This window comes from Caenibius tardaugens NBRC 16725 (assembly GCF_003860345.1).
GTDB classification, from domain to species: Bacteria; Pseudomonadota; Alphaproteobacteria; order Sphingomonadales; family Sphingomonadaceae; genus Caenibius; species Caenibius tardaugens.
Window position 1 is genome coordinate 2448900 of the sequence record NZ_CP034179.1, and the last position, 13315, is coordinate 2462214.

Annotated in this window: 17 protein-coding genes; 13 read left to right on the plus strand and 4 right to left on the minus strand. The window is 63.6% G+C overall.

Annotation, left to right across the window (positions count from 1 at the left end; genetic code table 11):
• Positions 1–126 precede the first annotated feature (126 nt).
• The 5 genes from EGO55_RS11370 to EGO55_RS11390 are packed head-to-tail and all read left to right on the plus strand — an operon-like array spanning position 127 to position 3295.
• Positions 127–333: a DUF3572 family protein gene (locus EGO55_RS11370; protein WP_235694133.1), complete on the plus strand. Its 207-nt coding sequence runs from the start codon at positions 127–129 to the stop codon at positions 331–333.
• A complete protein-coding gene (locus tag EGO55_RS11375; protein WP_021690019.1) occupies positions 330–956 on the plus strand; it encodes an HAD family hydrolase in 627 nt (208 codons plus the stop codon). The genes EGO55_RS11370 and EGO55_RS11375 overlap by 4 nt, the downstream gene beginning before the upstream one ends.
• Entirely contained in the window at positions 953–1414 is a 462-nt protein-coding gene (locus tag EGO55_RS11380) for a RidA family protein (RefSeq protein WP_021690020.1), read from the plus strand. The genes EGO55_RS11375 and EGO55_RS11380 overlap by 4 nt, the downstream gene beginning before the upstream one ends.
• On the plus strand, positions 1395–2159 hold the full coding sequence (locus tag EGO55_RS11385) for a glycerophosphodiester phosphodiesterase family protein (protein WP_021690021.1): 765 nt from the start codon (positions 1395–1397) through the stop codon (positions 2157–2159). The genes EGO55_RS11380 and EGO55_RS11385 overlap by 20 nt, the downstream gene beginning before the upstream one ends.
• On the plus strand, positions 2156–3295 hold the full coding sequence (locus tag EGO55_RS11390; protein WP_021690022.1) for a GNAT family N-acetyltransferase: 1140 nt from the start codon (positions 2156–2158) through the stop codon (positions 3293–3295). Before EGO55_RS11385 ends, EGO55_RS11390 begins: the two co-directional genes overlap by 4 nt.
• A 25-nt stretch (positions 3296–3320) precedes the next feature.
• Here the strand turns inward: EGO55_RS11390 and EGO55_RS11395 are convergent, their stop codons facing one another.
• Complete coding sequence (locus EGO55_RS11395; protein ID WP_021690023.1) at positions 3321–3644, minus strand: SEL1-like repeat protein; 324 nt, start codon at positions 3642–3644, stop codon at positions 3321–3323.
• 279 nt (positions 3645–3923) lie between these two features.
• On the opposite strand from EGO55_RS11395, the gene dksA reads away from it, so the two are divergent.
• The 4 genes from dksA to EGO55_RS11415 all read left to right on the plus strand — a co-directional run bounded on the left by dksA (position 3924) and on the right by EGO55_RS11415 (position 6867).
• Complete coding sequence (gene dksA, locus EGO55_RS11400; protein WP_021690024.1) at positions 3924–4385, plus strand: RNA polymerase-binding protein DksA; 462 nt, start codon at positions 3924–3926, stop codon at positions 4383–4385.
• A gap of 123 nt (positions 4386–4508) precedes the next feature.
• Positions 4509–4871: a PilZ domain-containing protein gene (locus tag EGO55_RS11405; protein WP_021690025.1), complete on the plus strand. Its 363-nt coding sequence runs from the start codon at positions 4509–4511 to the stop codon at positions 4869–4871.
• 54 nt (positions 4872–4925) lie between these two features.
• Complete coding sequence (locus tag EGO55_RS11410) at positions 4926–6404, plus strand: ABC transporter substrate-binding protein (protein ID WP_021690026.1); 1479 nt, start codon at positions 4926–4928, stop codon at positions 6402–6404.
• Between the two features lie 55 nt (positions 6405–6459).
• A complete protein-coding gene (locus tag EGO55_RS11415) occupies positions 6460–6867 on the plus strand; it encodes a DUF4112 domain-containing protein (RefSeq protein WP_052023678.1) in 408 nt (135 codons plus the stop codon).
• A 23-nt stretch (positions 6868–6890) separates the two neighbouring features.
• Here EGO55_RS11415 and EGO55_RS11420 read toward each other — a convergent pair whose 3' ends face one another.
• Positions 6891–7499 carry an HNH endonuclease gene (locus EGO55_RS11420; protein WP_021690028.1) on the minus strand — a complete coding sequence of 203 codons (609 nt, stop codon included), beginning with the start codon at positions 7497–7499 and terminating at the stop codon, positions 6891–6893.
• Positions 7500–7599: 100 nt separating this feature from the next.
• Here EGO55_RS11420 and gluQRS point away from each other — a divergent pair, with 100 nt between their 5' ends.
• The 4 genes from gluQRS (at position 7600) to EGO55_RS11440 (ending at position 10257) form a co-directional block, all read left to right on the plus strand.
• On the plus strand, positions 7600–8451 hold the full coding sequence (gluQRS, locus tag EGO55_RS11425) for a tRNA glutamyl-Q(34) synthetase GluQRS (protein ID WP_021690029.1): 852 nt from the start codon (positions 7600–7602) through the stop codon (positions 8449–8451).
• Positions 8448–8687: an HIG1 domain-containing protein gene (locus EGO55_RS11430; RefSeq protein WP_021690030.1), complete on the plus strand. Its 240-nt coding sequence runs from the start codon at positions 8448–8450 to the stop codon at positions 8685–8687. Before gluQRS ends, EGO55_RS11430 begins: the two co-directional genes overlap by 4 nt.
• 4 nt (positions 8688–8691) lie before the next feature.
• Positions 8692–9261: a cob(I)yrinic acid a,c-diamide adenosyltransferase gene (locus EGO55_RS11435; RefSeq protein ID WP_021690031.1), complete on the plus strand. Its 570-nt coding sequence runs from the start codon at positions 8692–8694 to the stop codon at positions 9259–9261.
• Positions 9262–9387: 126 nt separating this feature from the next.
• Positions 9388–10257, plus strand: coding sequence for a 3-hydroxybutyryl-CoA dehydrogenase (locus EGO55_RS11440; protein ID WP_021690032.1), 870 nt, complete (start codon positions 9388–9390; stop codon positions 10255–10257).
• A gap of 30 nt (positions 10258–10287) precedes the next feature.
• Here EGO55_RS11440 and EGO55_RS11445 read toward each other — a convergent pair whose 3' ends face one another.
• Together EGO55_RS11445 and mutS are read right to left on the minus strand one after the other, a co-directional pair.
• Positions 10288–10635 (minus strand): hypothetical protein, encoded by a 348-nt coding sequence (locus EGO55_RS11445; protein WP_021690033.1) that lies wholly within the window; start codon positions 10633–10635, stop codon positions 10288–10290.
• A gap of 24 nt (positions 10636–10659) precedes the next feature.
• Positions 10660–13266: a DNA mismatch repair protein MutS gene (gene mutS, locus EGO55_RS11450; RefSeq protein WP_174391301.1), complete on the minus strand. Its 2607-nt coding sequence runs from the start codon at positions 13264–13266 to the stop codon at positions 10660–10662.
• Positions 13267–13315: the final 49 nt, after the last annotated feature.

A 13315-nucleotide genomic window follows, 5' to 3' on the forward strand; every position in this document is an offset into this window, starting at 1 on the left:
CCCCAGGTCCCCACCTGTATATGCAGACGTTCTACGACCCACGAAAGGCGGTGACAAATCAAATACCGAACCGAACCCGTCCACGCCGACCCCGAAGCGCTGGCCCTGTCGGTGCTGGGCTGGATATTGTCCGACGAAGATCGCGCTGCCCGTTTGCTGGCGCTGACCGGCATGACGCCCGATGTCCTGCGCGCCGGGCTGACCGATCCCGCCGTGCTGGGGGCGGTCATGGAATTCCTTGCCGCGCATGAACCTGACCTGATCGCCGCAGCGGCGGCACTGGATATCGCACCTGAAAAACTGGCCGCTGCGGGAAGGGAACTGACACGATGAGCCGCCCTCTGCTGATTTCCGATTGCGATGAAGTGCTGCTGCACATGATGGTCCATTTCCGGGACTGGCTGGATGAAGCACACGACATCGCCTTCCATCTCGATGGCCGCGATTTCTACAACGCCATGCGCTATCGCGATGGTGGCCAGGTGGATATCAAGCGCATGTGGGAGCTGCTCGACGGCTTTTTCGATACGGAGATGACCCGGCAGACCCCGATCGCCGGTGCACTGGAGGCGCTCCACGCCTTGTCTGCCGATGCCGATGTGGTGGTGCTGACCAATCTTGCCCATCACCGGCGCGATGACCGGACCCGCCAGCTCGCCAGCCATGGTCTCGATATCCGGGTCTTTACCAATCAGGGGCCGAAAGGCCCGGCCTTGCGCGCCATTATCGAGGAATACCGGCCGAGCCGCACCGTGTTTATCGACGATCTGGCGCAACATATCGAATCGGCTGCGGAAATCGTGCCCGATGTGGCGCGCCTTCATCTGATCGGGGAACCGCTGGTGGCCCCCCATCTGCCCTGCGCCTTCCAGCAAGGTCATGCCCATGCCCGTATCGATACGTGGGATCAGGCCTTGCCATGGTTGCGTGAAAAATTGCATGGAACCGGGTCATGAGCATCGAACACAAACTCGCCGAACTCGGCATCGTCCTGCCCGAACCCGCTGCCCCGGTGGCGGCCTATGTCCCCGTGGTGATCCATGACGGGCTGGCGCATGTTTCGGGGCAGATCCCGTTCGAGAACGGGCAACTGATCACCGGCAAGCTGGGCGAGGATATCGGCTTGGAACGCGGGGTCACGGCCGCGCGCGCCTGCGGGTTGATGATTCTGGCGCAGCTCAAGGCGGCGCTGGGTTCGCTCGACCGGGTCGAACGGGTGGTCAAGCTGGGCGGCTTCGTGAACGGTGTGCCCGGGTTCACCGATCAGCCCCGCGTGGTGAACGGTGCGTCCGAACTGATGGTGGAAGTGTTCGGCGATGCCGGACGTCATGCCCGCAGCGCCGTGGGCGTTGCCAGCCTCCCTCTGGGCGTGGCGGTCGAGGTGGACGCGATCGTTGCTGTTCGCGGCGATTGACCAGTGGCGTGCGCCGGCCCCTCCGGCTGGCAAAGTCGCCTGGCTGAAAGGGCAGGTCTATGCCCATCGCGGCCTGCACGGCCATGGCGTGGCGGAAAATTCGCCAGCCGCCTTCGCCGGGGCGATCGCGCGCGGACTGGGTATCGAATGCGATGTCCAGCGCAGCGGGGATGGCCAGGCGGTGGTGTTTCACGACTGGGAACTCGATCGCCTGACGGGGGATACCGGCGCGGTGGGTGATCTGTCTGCCGCACAACTGGGCAAGATCGTGCTGACGGGCGGGGACGACACGATCCCCACCCTTGGTGCAACGCTGGCGCAAGTGCGCGGGCAGGTGCCCATCCTGATTGAAGTGAAATCGCGGCGCGACCGGCGGATCCATGCGCTCTGCCTGGCGGTGCGCCGGGTGCTCGAAGGTTATCGCGGCCATCACGCGGTGATGAGCTTCGATCCCCGTGTCTCGCGCTGGTTCGCACGGCATTCACCGCAGACGGTGCGCGGGCTGGTGGTGACCGAAGAAGGTGCCCGCACGCTGAGCGGCAGCGCCCGGCGCCATCTGGCACTGTGGCACGCCCGGCCCGATTTTCTCGCTTACGATATCCGCGATCTGCCCAGCGCCTTTCCCGAGGCGCAGCGGCAAAGAGGGTTGCCGGTGCTGACCTGGACTGTGCGCAGCGCTGAACTGGCCGAACGGGCAGCCGTGTACGCCGATGCCGCGATCGCCGAAGGGGGCGGTATCGGGTGAGCGAAGGCGAGCCCCTGACCGCGCGTGTTTTCGGATCGGTCGGCGCGATCGATGCGGGGCAGTGGGATGCCCTTGCCGGTGCCGACAATCCCTTTGTCAGCCACGATTTCCTGACCGCTCTCGAAGATTCGGGCTCGGTCGGACCGGGCACGGGCTGGTCGCCGGCCCCTATCGGGATCGAGGCAGACGATGGCAGCTTGCTGGCGGTCATGCCTGCCTATCTCAAGGGGCACAGTCAGGGCGAATATGTGTTCGATCACGCCTGGGCCGACGCGTGGCATCGTGCGGGGCGCGAATATTACCCGAAATTGCAGATCGCGGCCCCGTTTACCCCTGCAACCGGGCCACGCCTGCTGCTTTCCGACGAACGGCTGGCGCAACCTCTGTTGCAGGCGGCGGAAACGCTGTGCCGCAATCAGGGGTTTTCGTCCGCCCATGCGACCTTCATCGAGCCCGGCCAGTTGCCGTTGTTTGCCGATGCGGGCTGGCTGCTGCGCAGCGATATCCAGTTCCATTGGGAGAATCGCGGCTATCGCGATTTTGACGATTTCCTCGCCGAACTGGCCTCGCGCAAACGCAAGGCCGTGCGCAAGGAACGCGCCGCCGCGCAGGACGGGGTGACGATCCGCAGCCTGACCGGCGCCGATATCCTGCCCGAACATTGGGATGCCTTCTGGATCTTCTATCAATCCACCGGCGCGCGAAAATGGGGGCAACCCTATCTGACGCGGGATGCGTTCACGTTGTTTGGCCAGCGTATGGCCGACAGAATCCTGCTGGTGATGGCGTTTGAGGGGGAGCGGCCGATTGCGGGCGCGCTCAACTTCATCGGCGGCGAGGCGCTATACGGTCGTTACTGGGGGGCGACGCGCGACAAGCCGTTCCTGCATTTCGAGCTGTGCTATTATCAGGCCATCGATGCCGCGATCCGGCTCGGCCTGAAACGCGTGGAAGCGGGCGCGCAGGGCGGGCACAAACTGGCGCGGGGCTACGAACCGGTCAAAACCTGGTCGGCACACTGGATTGCCGATCCCGGATTCCGCGCCGCCGTTGCCGACTTTCTGGAGCGGGAACGCGATGGGATCGCGCAGGATCAGCTCTATCTTGGCCAACATACGCCTTTCCGCAAGGGATAGGCGCCTGCGGCGGGTATAAGGCGGGCTATGCCGCCTTGCGTGAAGGAACGGCCAGCCATTGCCGCGCACGGCGCTGGGCTTCGGCGATTTCGCGCATGGACATTTCGTCGGACAGGTCGGCCCGGCAGTATGCGGCTTTCCCATGGCCCATGGCGGCAGCAATGTTGAACCACTTGTGCGCTTCGATCAGATCGATCGGCGTGCCGTGGCTGCCGGTGGAAAAGGCGACGCCCAGATCGAAGTAGGCCCCCACATCCCCGCGGGCAGCGGCTGCGAGATATTCGGTAATCAGCAAATCGGGTCGCCCGTCCGCAACGGAGGCGGCCTCTGTGTCGTGTTTGAAAGCCATATCATGATCCCCTGTTATGACGGCTTTTCATCCGTCAGGGGCGACCATCGCCATTTATGGTCAACAAAATGTTAACAACGAGAACAATGGTTTGCATGGGGAGTCCGTTTGGCCCCGCACAATCAGCTTGGGATAAGAGTGGCTTACGAATGGTGCTTGTGCAGGAATGGGCGCATCCCTATAGGCGCGACCAACCGGACCGGCCGTGCCATCGGGAATGCCCGAGGCCCGTAGGAGGCGTGCCCGGTTCGAGGGTGTGTTGAATGCGGAGGCCTGTTTATGGCGACGGTTCTGGGTGACGATATTGACATTCTTGCCAAGGCACGACGTGCCATTGGTGGTGACTATACTCCTGGCGATGACGAACCCTACATGTCCGAAGCGCAACTGGATTATTTCCGGCGGCTGCTTCTCGAATGGAAGAAGCTGATACTTTCGGCTTCGGCGGGCACGCTGCAATCGCTGCAGGACGGGCCGATCCGCGAACCGGATCTGAACGATCGCGCCTCGAGCGAGACCGATTGGGGGATCGAACTGCGCACACGGGACCGTCAGCGCAAGCTGATCGCCAAGATCGACTCTGCCCTGCGCCGGATCGATGATGGCGAAGAATACGGATACTGCGAAGTAACCGGTGATCCGATTGGAATCCGCCGCCTGATTGCCCGCCCGATTGCAACCATGACGGTGGAAGCGCAGGAAGCGCATGAACGCCGTGAAAAGGTTTCCCGAGACGATTGAAAGGCTTAATCTGTCCCTTGTGCCAGACTTGGACGATTGAAGGTTTGTTTACCTGTGACGGATATCTATCGTTGCCCGGACCTGCTATGGTTCGGCAACTAAACCCTGATCGTAACTGGACCGATGACCAGCGTTGATACCCGCCAAATCCCGCGCGATAGCCTCTTTCTCATGGCCAGTTTGCGTCTGGACGGGGATGAGCAGCAATATCGGGTCAAAGTGCGTAATCTCTCTGCAGGCGGCATGATGGCCGAAGGCCAGATCAGGATGGCCCGCGGATCGCTTATCTCTGTGGATTTGCGCAATATCGGCTGGGTCAAGGGTTCGGTTGCCTGGGTGCAGGACAATCGCTTTGGCATCGCCTTCGCGGATGAAATCGATCCCAAGCTGGTTCGTCTGGCGGTGAGCGCACCTGCGCCCGCCACCGGGCAACGTTTCGCCCCGACTCAGCCTTCTGCCCCCGAGGGCAAGCTTCGCAAAATTTGATCGGGCCTTGCGATAGGCGCTGACCCGGCCCCGGCTTGCTGCTACGCAGGCATCATGGCGCGTCGCTTCTTCAGGTTTCCCCTCGCTCTGGCCCTGGTCACGCTGGCATCGGCGTGCAACTGGGTCGGCGACAAGGGGACGCTGGACATGATCGTGATCGGGTCCCCCGAAGAGATGTTCGACAAGGGGCCGATCCTTTCGCCTGCGGGGCAGCAACTGCGTTCCGCGATTGTCGACGGGCTTGTCGGGTTTGATGGCACGGGGCAGGTGGCGCCGGGCCTGGCCGATCGCTGGATCGTGACGGATGACGGGACAAGCTACATTTTCCGCATGCGCGATGGCGTCTGGCCGGATGGTTCCGAACTGACCGGAGAAAGCGTGCGCGATGCCTTGCGTCGCACTTTGCGCGAATTGCGCGGAACGCCGCTGGGCTTTGATCTTGCACGGATTTCGGACGTCCGCGCCATGGCCGGCAGAGTGGTGGAAATCCGCCTTTCCAGCCCGATGCCCGATTTGCTCCAATTGCTGGCCCAGCCCGAACTGGGGCTGGTACGCAATGGCAAGGGCAGCGGCCTTCTGCGGCTGGAGCGTGAAGGCGATATCGCACGGCTTATTCCCGTTCCGCCGGAGAAGCGGGGCTTGCCCGCGATCGAACACTGGGGCGATGATGTCCGCAGGCTGGAACTGCGGGCGTTCCCTGCGCGCAAGGCCATTGCCCTGTTCGATGAAGGTGAAGTCGATGTGGTGCTGGGCGGGCGTATCGAATTCCTGCCGCTGGCCGATACCGGCCCGCTGTCGCGCGGCACGGTGCGGCTCGATCGCGTGTCGGGCCTGTTTGGTCTGCTGATTCGTTCGGACGAAGGGTTTCTGTCCGTGCCATCGCTGCGGGAGGCGCTGGCCATGGCGATCGATCGGGAAAAGCTGATCGTGCCTTTCAATGTCAGTGGCTGGCAGGCCACCACAAGGGTCGTGGCGCCGGGCATGCCGGGCGATCTCGGCACGACTGGGGAGCGCTGGGCTAGTCTGTCGCAGGAACAACGGCGGGTGGAAGCGGCGATCCGCGTGGGGAGCTGGCGCTCTGCCCATGGCGGAACGCCGGTGGTGCTTACAGTCGCCATGCCGGAAGGGCCGGGGGCGGATATCCTGTTCACCGGGATGCAGGCCGATCTTGCCGCGATCGGCGTTTCGCTGGTGCGGACCAAGGCGACGGCACAGGCCGATATGGTCATGATCGATCGGGAAGCGCGCTATGCCAACGCAAGCTGGTTTCTCAATCAGTTCAACTGCACCCTGCGGACGGGGCTGTGTTCGCCGGAAGCGGATGCCCGCGTGCGGGAATCGCTGACTGCCCCCGATACCGCCAGTGCCGCGGCGCTGCTTGCCGAAGCAGAGGCCGAATTGACCGCAGCCAATGTCTATATCCCGCTGGGTGCGCCGCTGCGCTGGTCGCTGGTGCGCGGTACCGTCAAGGGCTTCGAACCGAATATCTGGGGGGTCCATCCCTTGTCGGCGCTGGCGCTCGTACCCAGATAAGTGGTCGAAGGAGACTGCGATGACGCAACCTGATGCTGTGCGCCCTGTACGTCCCATGACACGTCCCATGCCCCTCGGGGCCAAATTCCCCACAGGAACCGATCCGCATTCTGTCCGGCAACGGCTGGAGATGATGGAAAAGGTTCTGGAACGCAGCCTTGTCGTGCCCGTCATCAACCGGCCTGTCGGGCTGGATGCGATTGTCGGCCTTGTGCCCATGATGGGCGATATCGTCGGCGCGGTTCTGGGGGCCTACATGGTCTGGGAAGCGCGCAATCTCAACATGCCCAAGTGGCAGTTGTGGCGGATGGCCGGGAATGTGGCGATGGATACGGCAATCGGTGCAGTGCCACTGGCAGGCGATGTGTTCGACTTCATGTTCCGGTCGAATTCCCGCAATCTGCGGATCATCAAGCGCCATCTGGACAAGCATCACCCGGCCAGCCGCACGATAGACGGCTAGGGCAGGCCAGTCTGGCTGGCTGCTCAGGCTTCCAGTTCGACGTCCCAGTACAGCCAGTCGCGCCAGGTTTCATGCAGGAAGTTGGGCGGGAATGCCCGGCCGCGTTCCTGCAGTTGCCAACTGGTGGGGCGGATCGGCATGGTCAGCAGGGGCATGCGCGCCTGCCCCGGCGTGCGCCCGCCTTTCGCCAGATTGCAGGGCGCGCAGGCGGTGGCCACATTTTCCCATGTGGTGCGTCCGCCCAGACGGCGCGGCACGACATGATCGAATGTCAGGTGTTTGGGCGATCCGCAGTACTGGCACGAAAACCGATCGCGCAGGAACACGTTGAACCGGGTAAATGCCGGGAATTCGTTCGGTTTGACAAATTGCCGCAGCGCGATCACCGAAGGAATCTTCATGTCGAGGGAGGGGGAATGGACCTCGCGTTCGTAATTGGCGAGAATGTCCACACGCTCAAGGAACACGGCCTTGACCGCGGTCTGCCATGGCCAAAGGCTCAGCGGATAGTAGGACAGCGGGGTGTAATCGGCGTTGAGCACCAGCGCCGGGCAACTGGATGGATCACGCAGGGGATCGTCATCCGCGCTGCGGAAGTGTGCAACCCGCTCAATCAGTTCGGCCTTGAACATCGAATGCCCTCCCTGATGTCATGGAAGGGAGCACTTGCAGCAAATGGCGTCAAGTCTGTGACACTGTGCCAATCCACAGACAATTTTACGTGATAATGTGATGATCCGCACGCGTTTTGCACCCAGCCCCAATGGCCAGCTCCATCTGGGCCATGCCTGGGCCGCGCTTGTCGCCCACGATCTTGCCCGTGCTGGGGGTGGCGAGTTTCTTCTGCGAATTGAGGATATTGATGGAACGCGATCACGCCCGGAACTGGCGCAGACGTTTCGCGACGATCTCCATTGGCTGGGCCTGACCTGGGATGCAGAGGTGATCCAGTCGCAGCGGCTGGGACATTATGCCGCTGCAGGGGCAAGGTTGAAAGCGATGGGATTGCTCTATCCCTGCCGCTGCACGCGTGCGCAGATTGCTGCGGCTGCACGCGAGATCGGCCCGGATGGACCGGTCTATCCGGGAACCTGCCGCCGGCATCCGATCGATCCCGATGGCCACGATATGGCCTGGCGGCTGGATGTGGCCGGGGCGATGGCGCGGACCGGCCCCTTGCACTGGGACGATGCCCTTGCCGGGCGGCAAGCCGCGCGTCCCGATCTGTTCGGGGATGTGGTGATCCTGCGCAAGGAGGCGCCTGCCAGCTATCATCTGGCCGCGACGCTGGACGATGCGGCCGATGCGGTCACCCTTGTCACGCGCGGCATGGATCTGTTCGCCGCCACCCACATACACCGCCTGTTGCAGGCCTTGCTCGATCTGCCGGTGCCGCGCTGGCATCATCATCCGCTTCTGCTGGATGACGATACCGGGCGCAAATTGGCCAAGCGGCGCGGGTCGCCCTCTCTGGCGGACAGACGCGATGCGGGACAGGACGGGATCGCTCTGGCGGAAGCCTTGCGTCGGCATGACTTCCCTGCTGGCATTTCGCTCGGTGTGGGCGTAGGGTCATTGTCATGAACTACATTCTTATCCCCTTGCTGATCGTGTTCATGATCATGGTCGTGGTGTCGCTGGTTCGCGGGGTCGTGGCGTTTCTGCAAAGCTCGCGCGACGAACTGGATCGCGATCCCAACACCGGCCCGTCGCCCCTGCAATTGCGCCAGAACCAGATGATGTTCTCGCGTATCAAGTATCAGGCGCTGGCGATTGTCGTGGTCGCTGTCATCCTTATGGTTGCCGGCTCAAACCGCTAATTGCATGGTCAAGCTGAACAAGATTTACACCCGTACCGGTGATGCCGGGACAACGGGCCTGGTCGATGGTTCGCGCTGCGCGAAGCATGACGCGCGGATGGAGGCTATCGGCACGGTGGACGAGGCGAACAGCGCCGTCGGCCTTGCCGTGGTGGCGCTGGGTTCGGGCGGCCATGCCCGGGTGCTGACGCGGATACAGAACGATCTGTTCGATCTCGGCGCCGATATCGCCACGCCTGGCGATGATTTCACGCCATCCGAAATGGTTCTGCGGATCGTGCCAGAGCAGGTCGCCTGGCTGGAAGCGCGGATCGATGACGTGAACGAGGCTTTGCCTGCACTGACCAGTTTCATCCTGCCGGGCGGCAGCGAGGCGGCGGCACGAATTCATGTGGCGCGCGCGATCACCCGCCGTGCGGAACGGTGCATGACCGCACTGGCCGCGCAGGCCCCGGTCAATCCGGCGGCGCTGGCCTATATCAACCGGCTTTCGGACTATCTGTTCGTTCTGACGCGCGCGGTGAACGCGGCGGCTACGGGCGATGTGCTGTGGGTGCCCGGCGGCAACCGTTGATCGGGCGTTGATCGGGCGCTGATCCGGCCCCGCGGGGTGCGGTTCCCTGTCCATAATACCCGCTGGCCAACCCCGCCCCGCCCCGCTAGGCAGCGTTGATTGCTGCATTTGCGAAGGGGGTTTGTCATGAAAAAAGTCGGCGTAATCGGGGCCGGGCTTATGGGGACGGGGATCGCCCAGACCTGCGCGCAGGCCGGGCTGGACGTGATCCTGTGCGATCTGGATCTGGCAATTGCCGACAAGGCGAAAGCCATGATCGCCAAACAGCTCGCCCGTATGGTCGACAAGGACAAGATCGCCGCCGCCGATGCCGATGCCGCACTGGCCCGCATCACCACCAGCGCCGATTATGCGCCTATGGGCGCGGCCGACCTGGTGATCGAAGCCGCGACCGAACGCGAAGAGATCAAGCGCAAGATATTCGCTGCCGTGGGTGACATTCTCGGTGAAGGCGCAATTCTGGCCAGCAATACCAGCTCGATCCCGATCACCCGCATGGCTGCCGCCAGCCCCGATCCCGCGCGTTTTATCGGCATTCATTTCTTCAACCCTGTGCCGGTCATGCAACTGGTGGAAATCATTCCGGGCCTTGCGACGAGCGCGGAAACGCTGGAACGGGTGCGCGCATTCGTGCGCCAGATCGGCAAGACCGCGGTTGAGGCGGGGGATGAACCCGGCTTCGTGGTGAACCGTATTCTGGTGCCGATGCTGAACGAGGCGGTGTTCGTTCTGGGCGCGGGTACGGGCAACGTCGCCGATATCGACAAGGGTTGCAAATTGGGGCTCAGCCATCCGCTGGGGCCCTTGGAACTGGCGGATTTTATCGGTCTGGATACTTGCCTGGATATCATGCACGTGCTGCATGAAAGCACGGGCGATCCGAAATATCGCCCTGCGCCGCTCTTGCGCAAATATGTCGAAGCGGGCTGGCTCGGCCGGAAAAGCGGGCGTGGTTTCTACGATTATTCGGGGCCGGAACCCGTGCCTACGCGTTAGTTATCGCCTCATTATCGGCGCGTCTGCGCGTCAGTCGTCGGACAAATCGGTTCCATCGTCATCGCTGCTGTCGCGGGTGGTGGAACCGCCATCATCGGAGTTTTCGGTGGCGCTTTCGCCATCGCCTGTCGGTTCATCGACCAGTTCGTCGTCGGACAGGAATTCCACGGTTTCCTGCGTCTGGTTCCCGGCCTGATTTTCGGCAGGCTGATCGACCACATCGTTTTCCGAAGCAACCATGTCCTGTGTTTCGGTTGCATTCGCGGTGTCGAGCGCGCCATCATGATCCTGCGAACCGACAAACAGGAGCGCGGCAACGATTGTCGCGGCGGCAAAGCCCAAGGCAGCCCGATAATTGGTGAACAGTTTCTTGTACATTCGGAGAGAGTTAGCAGGCGAAGGTTAAATTTCCGTCGCCCCCGCTTCGCGCTTCAAATCGTACAACAGGTCGAGCGCTTCGCGCGGTGAAAGGGCATCGATATCCAGCCCGTCCAGCCGTTCGCGCAAGGTATCGCGCTGTTCCGCCTCGGCCTGGGCGGCAGCGGCAAAGAGTGGCAGTTCACCCAGTCCGGCCGCCAGCCCGCCCGTTTCCGCGCGGCCTTTCTCCAGCCGGTCCAGCACGGTTTTCGCGCGGGCGATCACCGGGGCCGGGACACCGGCCAGCCGCGCCACGGCCAGACCATAGGACCGGTCTGCCGGGCCTTCGGCCAGTTCATGCAGCAAGACGAGATCGCCTTTCCATTCGCGTGCGCGAACATGGTGAAGCGACAGCGCGTCGCAACTTTCCGCGAGCCGGGCGAGTTCATGGTAATGGGTGGCGAACAGGCACCGGCAACGGGTGGTTTCGTGCACGGCCTCAACCACGGCCCAGGCCAGTGCCAGCCCGTCATAAGTGGATGTGCCGCGCCCAACCTCGTCCAGAATGACAAAGCTGCGCTCGGTCGCCTGGGCGAGGATTGCGGCGGTTTCGACCATTTCCACCATGAAGGTGGAGCGCCCGCGTGCCAGATTGTCGGAGGCGCCGACACGGCTGAACAGCCGGTCGACCAGACCGATTGTCGCCCGCCGCGCGGGGACATAGCTGCCAGCCTGCGCCAGGAGCACGATCAGCGCGTTCTGGCGCAGGAAGGTCGATTTACCGCCCATGTTGGGGCCGCCGATCAGCCACAGCCGGTCAGTCGGGGCCAGAGTGCAATCGTTGGCGACAAAGCGTTCGCCCGCACTGGCCAGCGCGTCTTCCACCACCGGGTGCCGCCCGCCTTCGATCACGAGGCTGCGTTCCTCGACAATATCAGGGCGGCTCCACGCCCCTTCCGCCGCGCGTTCGGCCAGCCCAGCGGTGACATCGATCCGCGCCAGCGCCTCGGCTGTGGCGGCAATGGCGTGGCGATCGGCGATGGCGCGGGCGATCAGCTGTTCGAAATGGGCTTCTTCCAGCGCCAGCGCGCGGCCGCCCGCTTCGGCAATCCGGGTCGCCTCTTCGTGCAGGACCAGTGAATTGAAGCGCACCGCACCGGCCATGGTCTGGCGATGGGTGAACCCGCTGTCCGGCGCCATCAGGGCATCGGCGTGTTTGGCGGGCACTTCGATGAAATAGCCGAGCACGCCGTTGTGCCTGATTTTCAGGGCGGTGATGCCGGTGTCGTCGCGATACTTCGCTTCCAGTGCGGCGATGGCGCGGCGCGAATTGCCCGAGGCATGGCGCAGTTCGTCCAGCGCGGCATCATACCCTTCGGCGACAAATCCGCCCTGGCTGCGCTCCGTCGGCGGCGAAGGGACCAGCGCCTGCGTGAACAGATCGACCAGCGCTCCATGGCCGCCGAGTGCGGGCAGCAGCCGGTCCAGCAAGGGCGGCAGATCGCGGCGGCCTTGCAGGTGATCGTGGATGCGGCGCGCTTCTGCCAGCCCGTCGCGCACTTGCCCCAGATCGCGGGGGCTGCCGCGCCCTGCGACAATGCGCCCCAGCGCCCGCCCGACATCGGGCAAGGCGCGCAGCACTGCGCGCAGATCGGCACGCAACAGGGGATCTTCGTGCAGCCATTGCACAGCGGCGAGGCGTGCCTGGATCGCGTCGGCATCGGTCAGCGGGGAAGACAGATCGTCGGCCAGCATGCGTGCGCCCGCCCCGGTGACGCAGCGATCCACCGCCGCGATCAGGCTGCCCTTGCGCCCGCCCTGCTGGGCTTCGAGAATTTCGAGGCTGCCGCGCGTCGCCTCGTCCATGGTGAGCCGGGCATCGCCGGCGCGTTCGACCGGGGGCAGCAGGAGGGGCAGTTTCCCGCAGCCGACATGGTCGAGATAGGCGATCAGCCCGCCTGCTGCCGCCAGCATGGCCCGCGAAAACTGGCCGAAGCCATCTAGCGTGGCGACCCCATGGATCGTTTTCAGCCGGGCATCGCCTTCATCGCTGGCAAAATGGGTGCGGGGCCGGGCGATCGTGCGGTCGGGCGCCTCGTCCCAGCCATCCGGCGCGACCAGTTCGCTGGCCCCCAACCGGGCCAGCGCGGCGCCCATGCGATCGGGCGCGCATTCTTCCAGTTCCATTCGCCCGGTCGAAATGTCGCAGGCGGCAATCCCGATCGTGCCGCGCACGTCGCACACGGCGGCAAGGATATTCGCGCGACGCGGTTCCAGCAGCGCCTCTTCTGTCAGTGTGCCAGCGGTCACGAACCGCACGATATCTCGGGCGACCAGTGCCTTGGAACCGCCGCGTTTTTTCGCTTCTTCGGGCGTTTCGATCTGTTCGGCGATGGCCACCCGGCAACCCGCCTTGATCAGGCGTGCAAGATAGTTTTCCGCTGCATGCACCGGCACCCCGCACATCGGGATGGGCTGGCCATCGTGTTCGCCCCGGCTGGTCAGCGCGATATCGAGGATTTGTGCCGCGTGTTTCGCATCATCGAAGAACAGTTCGAAGAAATCGCCCATGCGGTAGAACAGCATGGAATCGCCAGCGCGTTCTTTAAGAACAAGATATTGCGCCATCATGGGGGAAGCGGTGCCAGCCATGTCGAACGCGGTAGCGGGGTGAGACCTGATTCGGGAAGCGCAAGGACGC

What these genes read in the sequence shown, in the direction of transcription:
- EGO55_RS11375 (WP_021690019.1), top strand. Translation starts at nt 330, where the DNA reads ATGAGCCGCCCTCTGCTGATTTCCGATTGCGATGAAGTGCTGCTGCAC.
- EGO55_RS11380 (WP_021690020.1), top strand. Translation starts at nt 953, where the DNA reads ATGAGCATCGAACACAAACTCGCCGAACTCGGCATCGTCCTGCCCGAA.
- EGO55_RS11395 (WP_021690023.1), bottom strand. Translation starts at nt 3,644, where the DNA reads ATGGCTTTCAAACACGACACAGAGGCCGCCTCCGTTGCGGACGGGCGA.
- dksA (WP_021690024.1), top strand. Translation starts at nt 3,924, where the DNA reads ATGGCGACGGTTCTGGGTGACGATATTGACATTCTTGCCAAGGCACGA.
- EGO55_RS11405 (WP_021690025.1), top strand. Translation starts at nt 4,509, where the DNA reads ATGACCAGCGTTGATACCCGCCAAATCCCGCGCGATAGCCTCTTTCTC.
- EGO55_RS11410 (WP_021690026.1), top strand. Translation starts at nt 4,926, where the DNA reads ATGGCGCGTCGCTTCTTCAGGTTTCCCCTCGCTCTGGCCCTGGTCACG.
- EGO55_RS11415 (WP_052023678.1), top strand. Translation starts at nt 6,460, where the DNA reads ATGACACGTCCCATGCCCCTCGGGGCCAAATTCCCCACAGGAACCGAT.
- EGO55_RS11420 (WP_021690028.1), bottom strand. Translation starts at nt 7,499, where the DNA reads ATGTTCAAGGCCGAACTGATTGAGCGGGTTGCACACTTCCGCAGCGCG.
- gluQRS (WP_021690029.1), top strand. Translation starts at nt 7,600, where the DNA reads ATGATCCGCACGCGTTTTGCACCCAGCCCCAATGGCCAGCTCCATCTG.
- EGO55_RS11430 (WP_021690030.1), top strand. Translation starts at nt 8,448, where the DNA reads ATGAACTACATTCTTATCCCCTTGCTGATCGTGTTCATGATCATGGTC.
- EGO55_RS11435 (WP_021690031.1), top strand. Translation starts at nt 8,692, where the DNA reads ATGGTCAAGCTGAACAAGATTTACACCCGTACCGGTGATGCCGGGACA.
- EGO55_RS11440 (WP_021690032.1), top strand. Translation starts at nt 9,388, where the DNA reads ATGAAAAAAGTCGGCGTAATCGGGGCCGGGCTTATGGGGACGGGGATC.
- EGO55_RS11445 (WP_021690033.1), bottom strand. Translation starts at nt 10,635, where the DNA reads ATGTACAAGAAACTGTTCACCAATTATCGGGCTGCCTTGGGCTTTGCC.
- mutS (WP_174391301.1), bottom strand. Translation starts at nt 13,266, where the DNA reads ATGGCTGGCACCGCTTCCCCCATGATGGCGCAATATCTTGTTCTTAAA.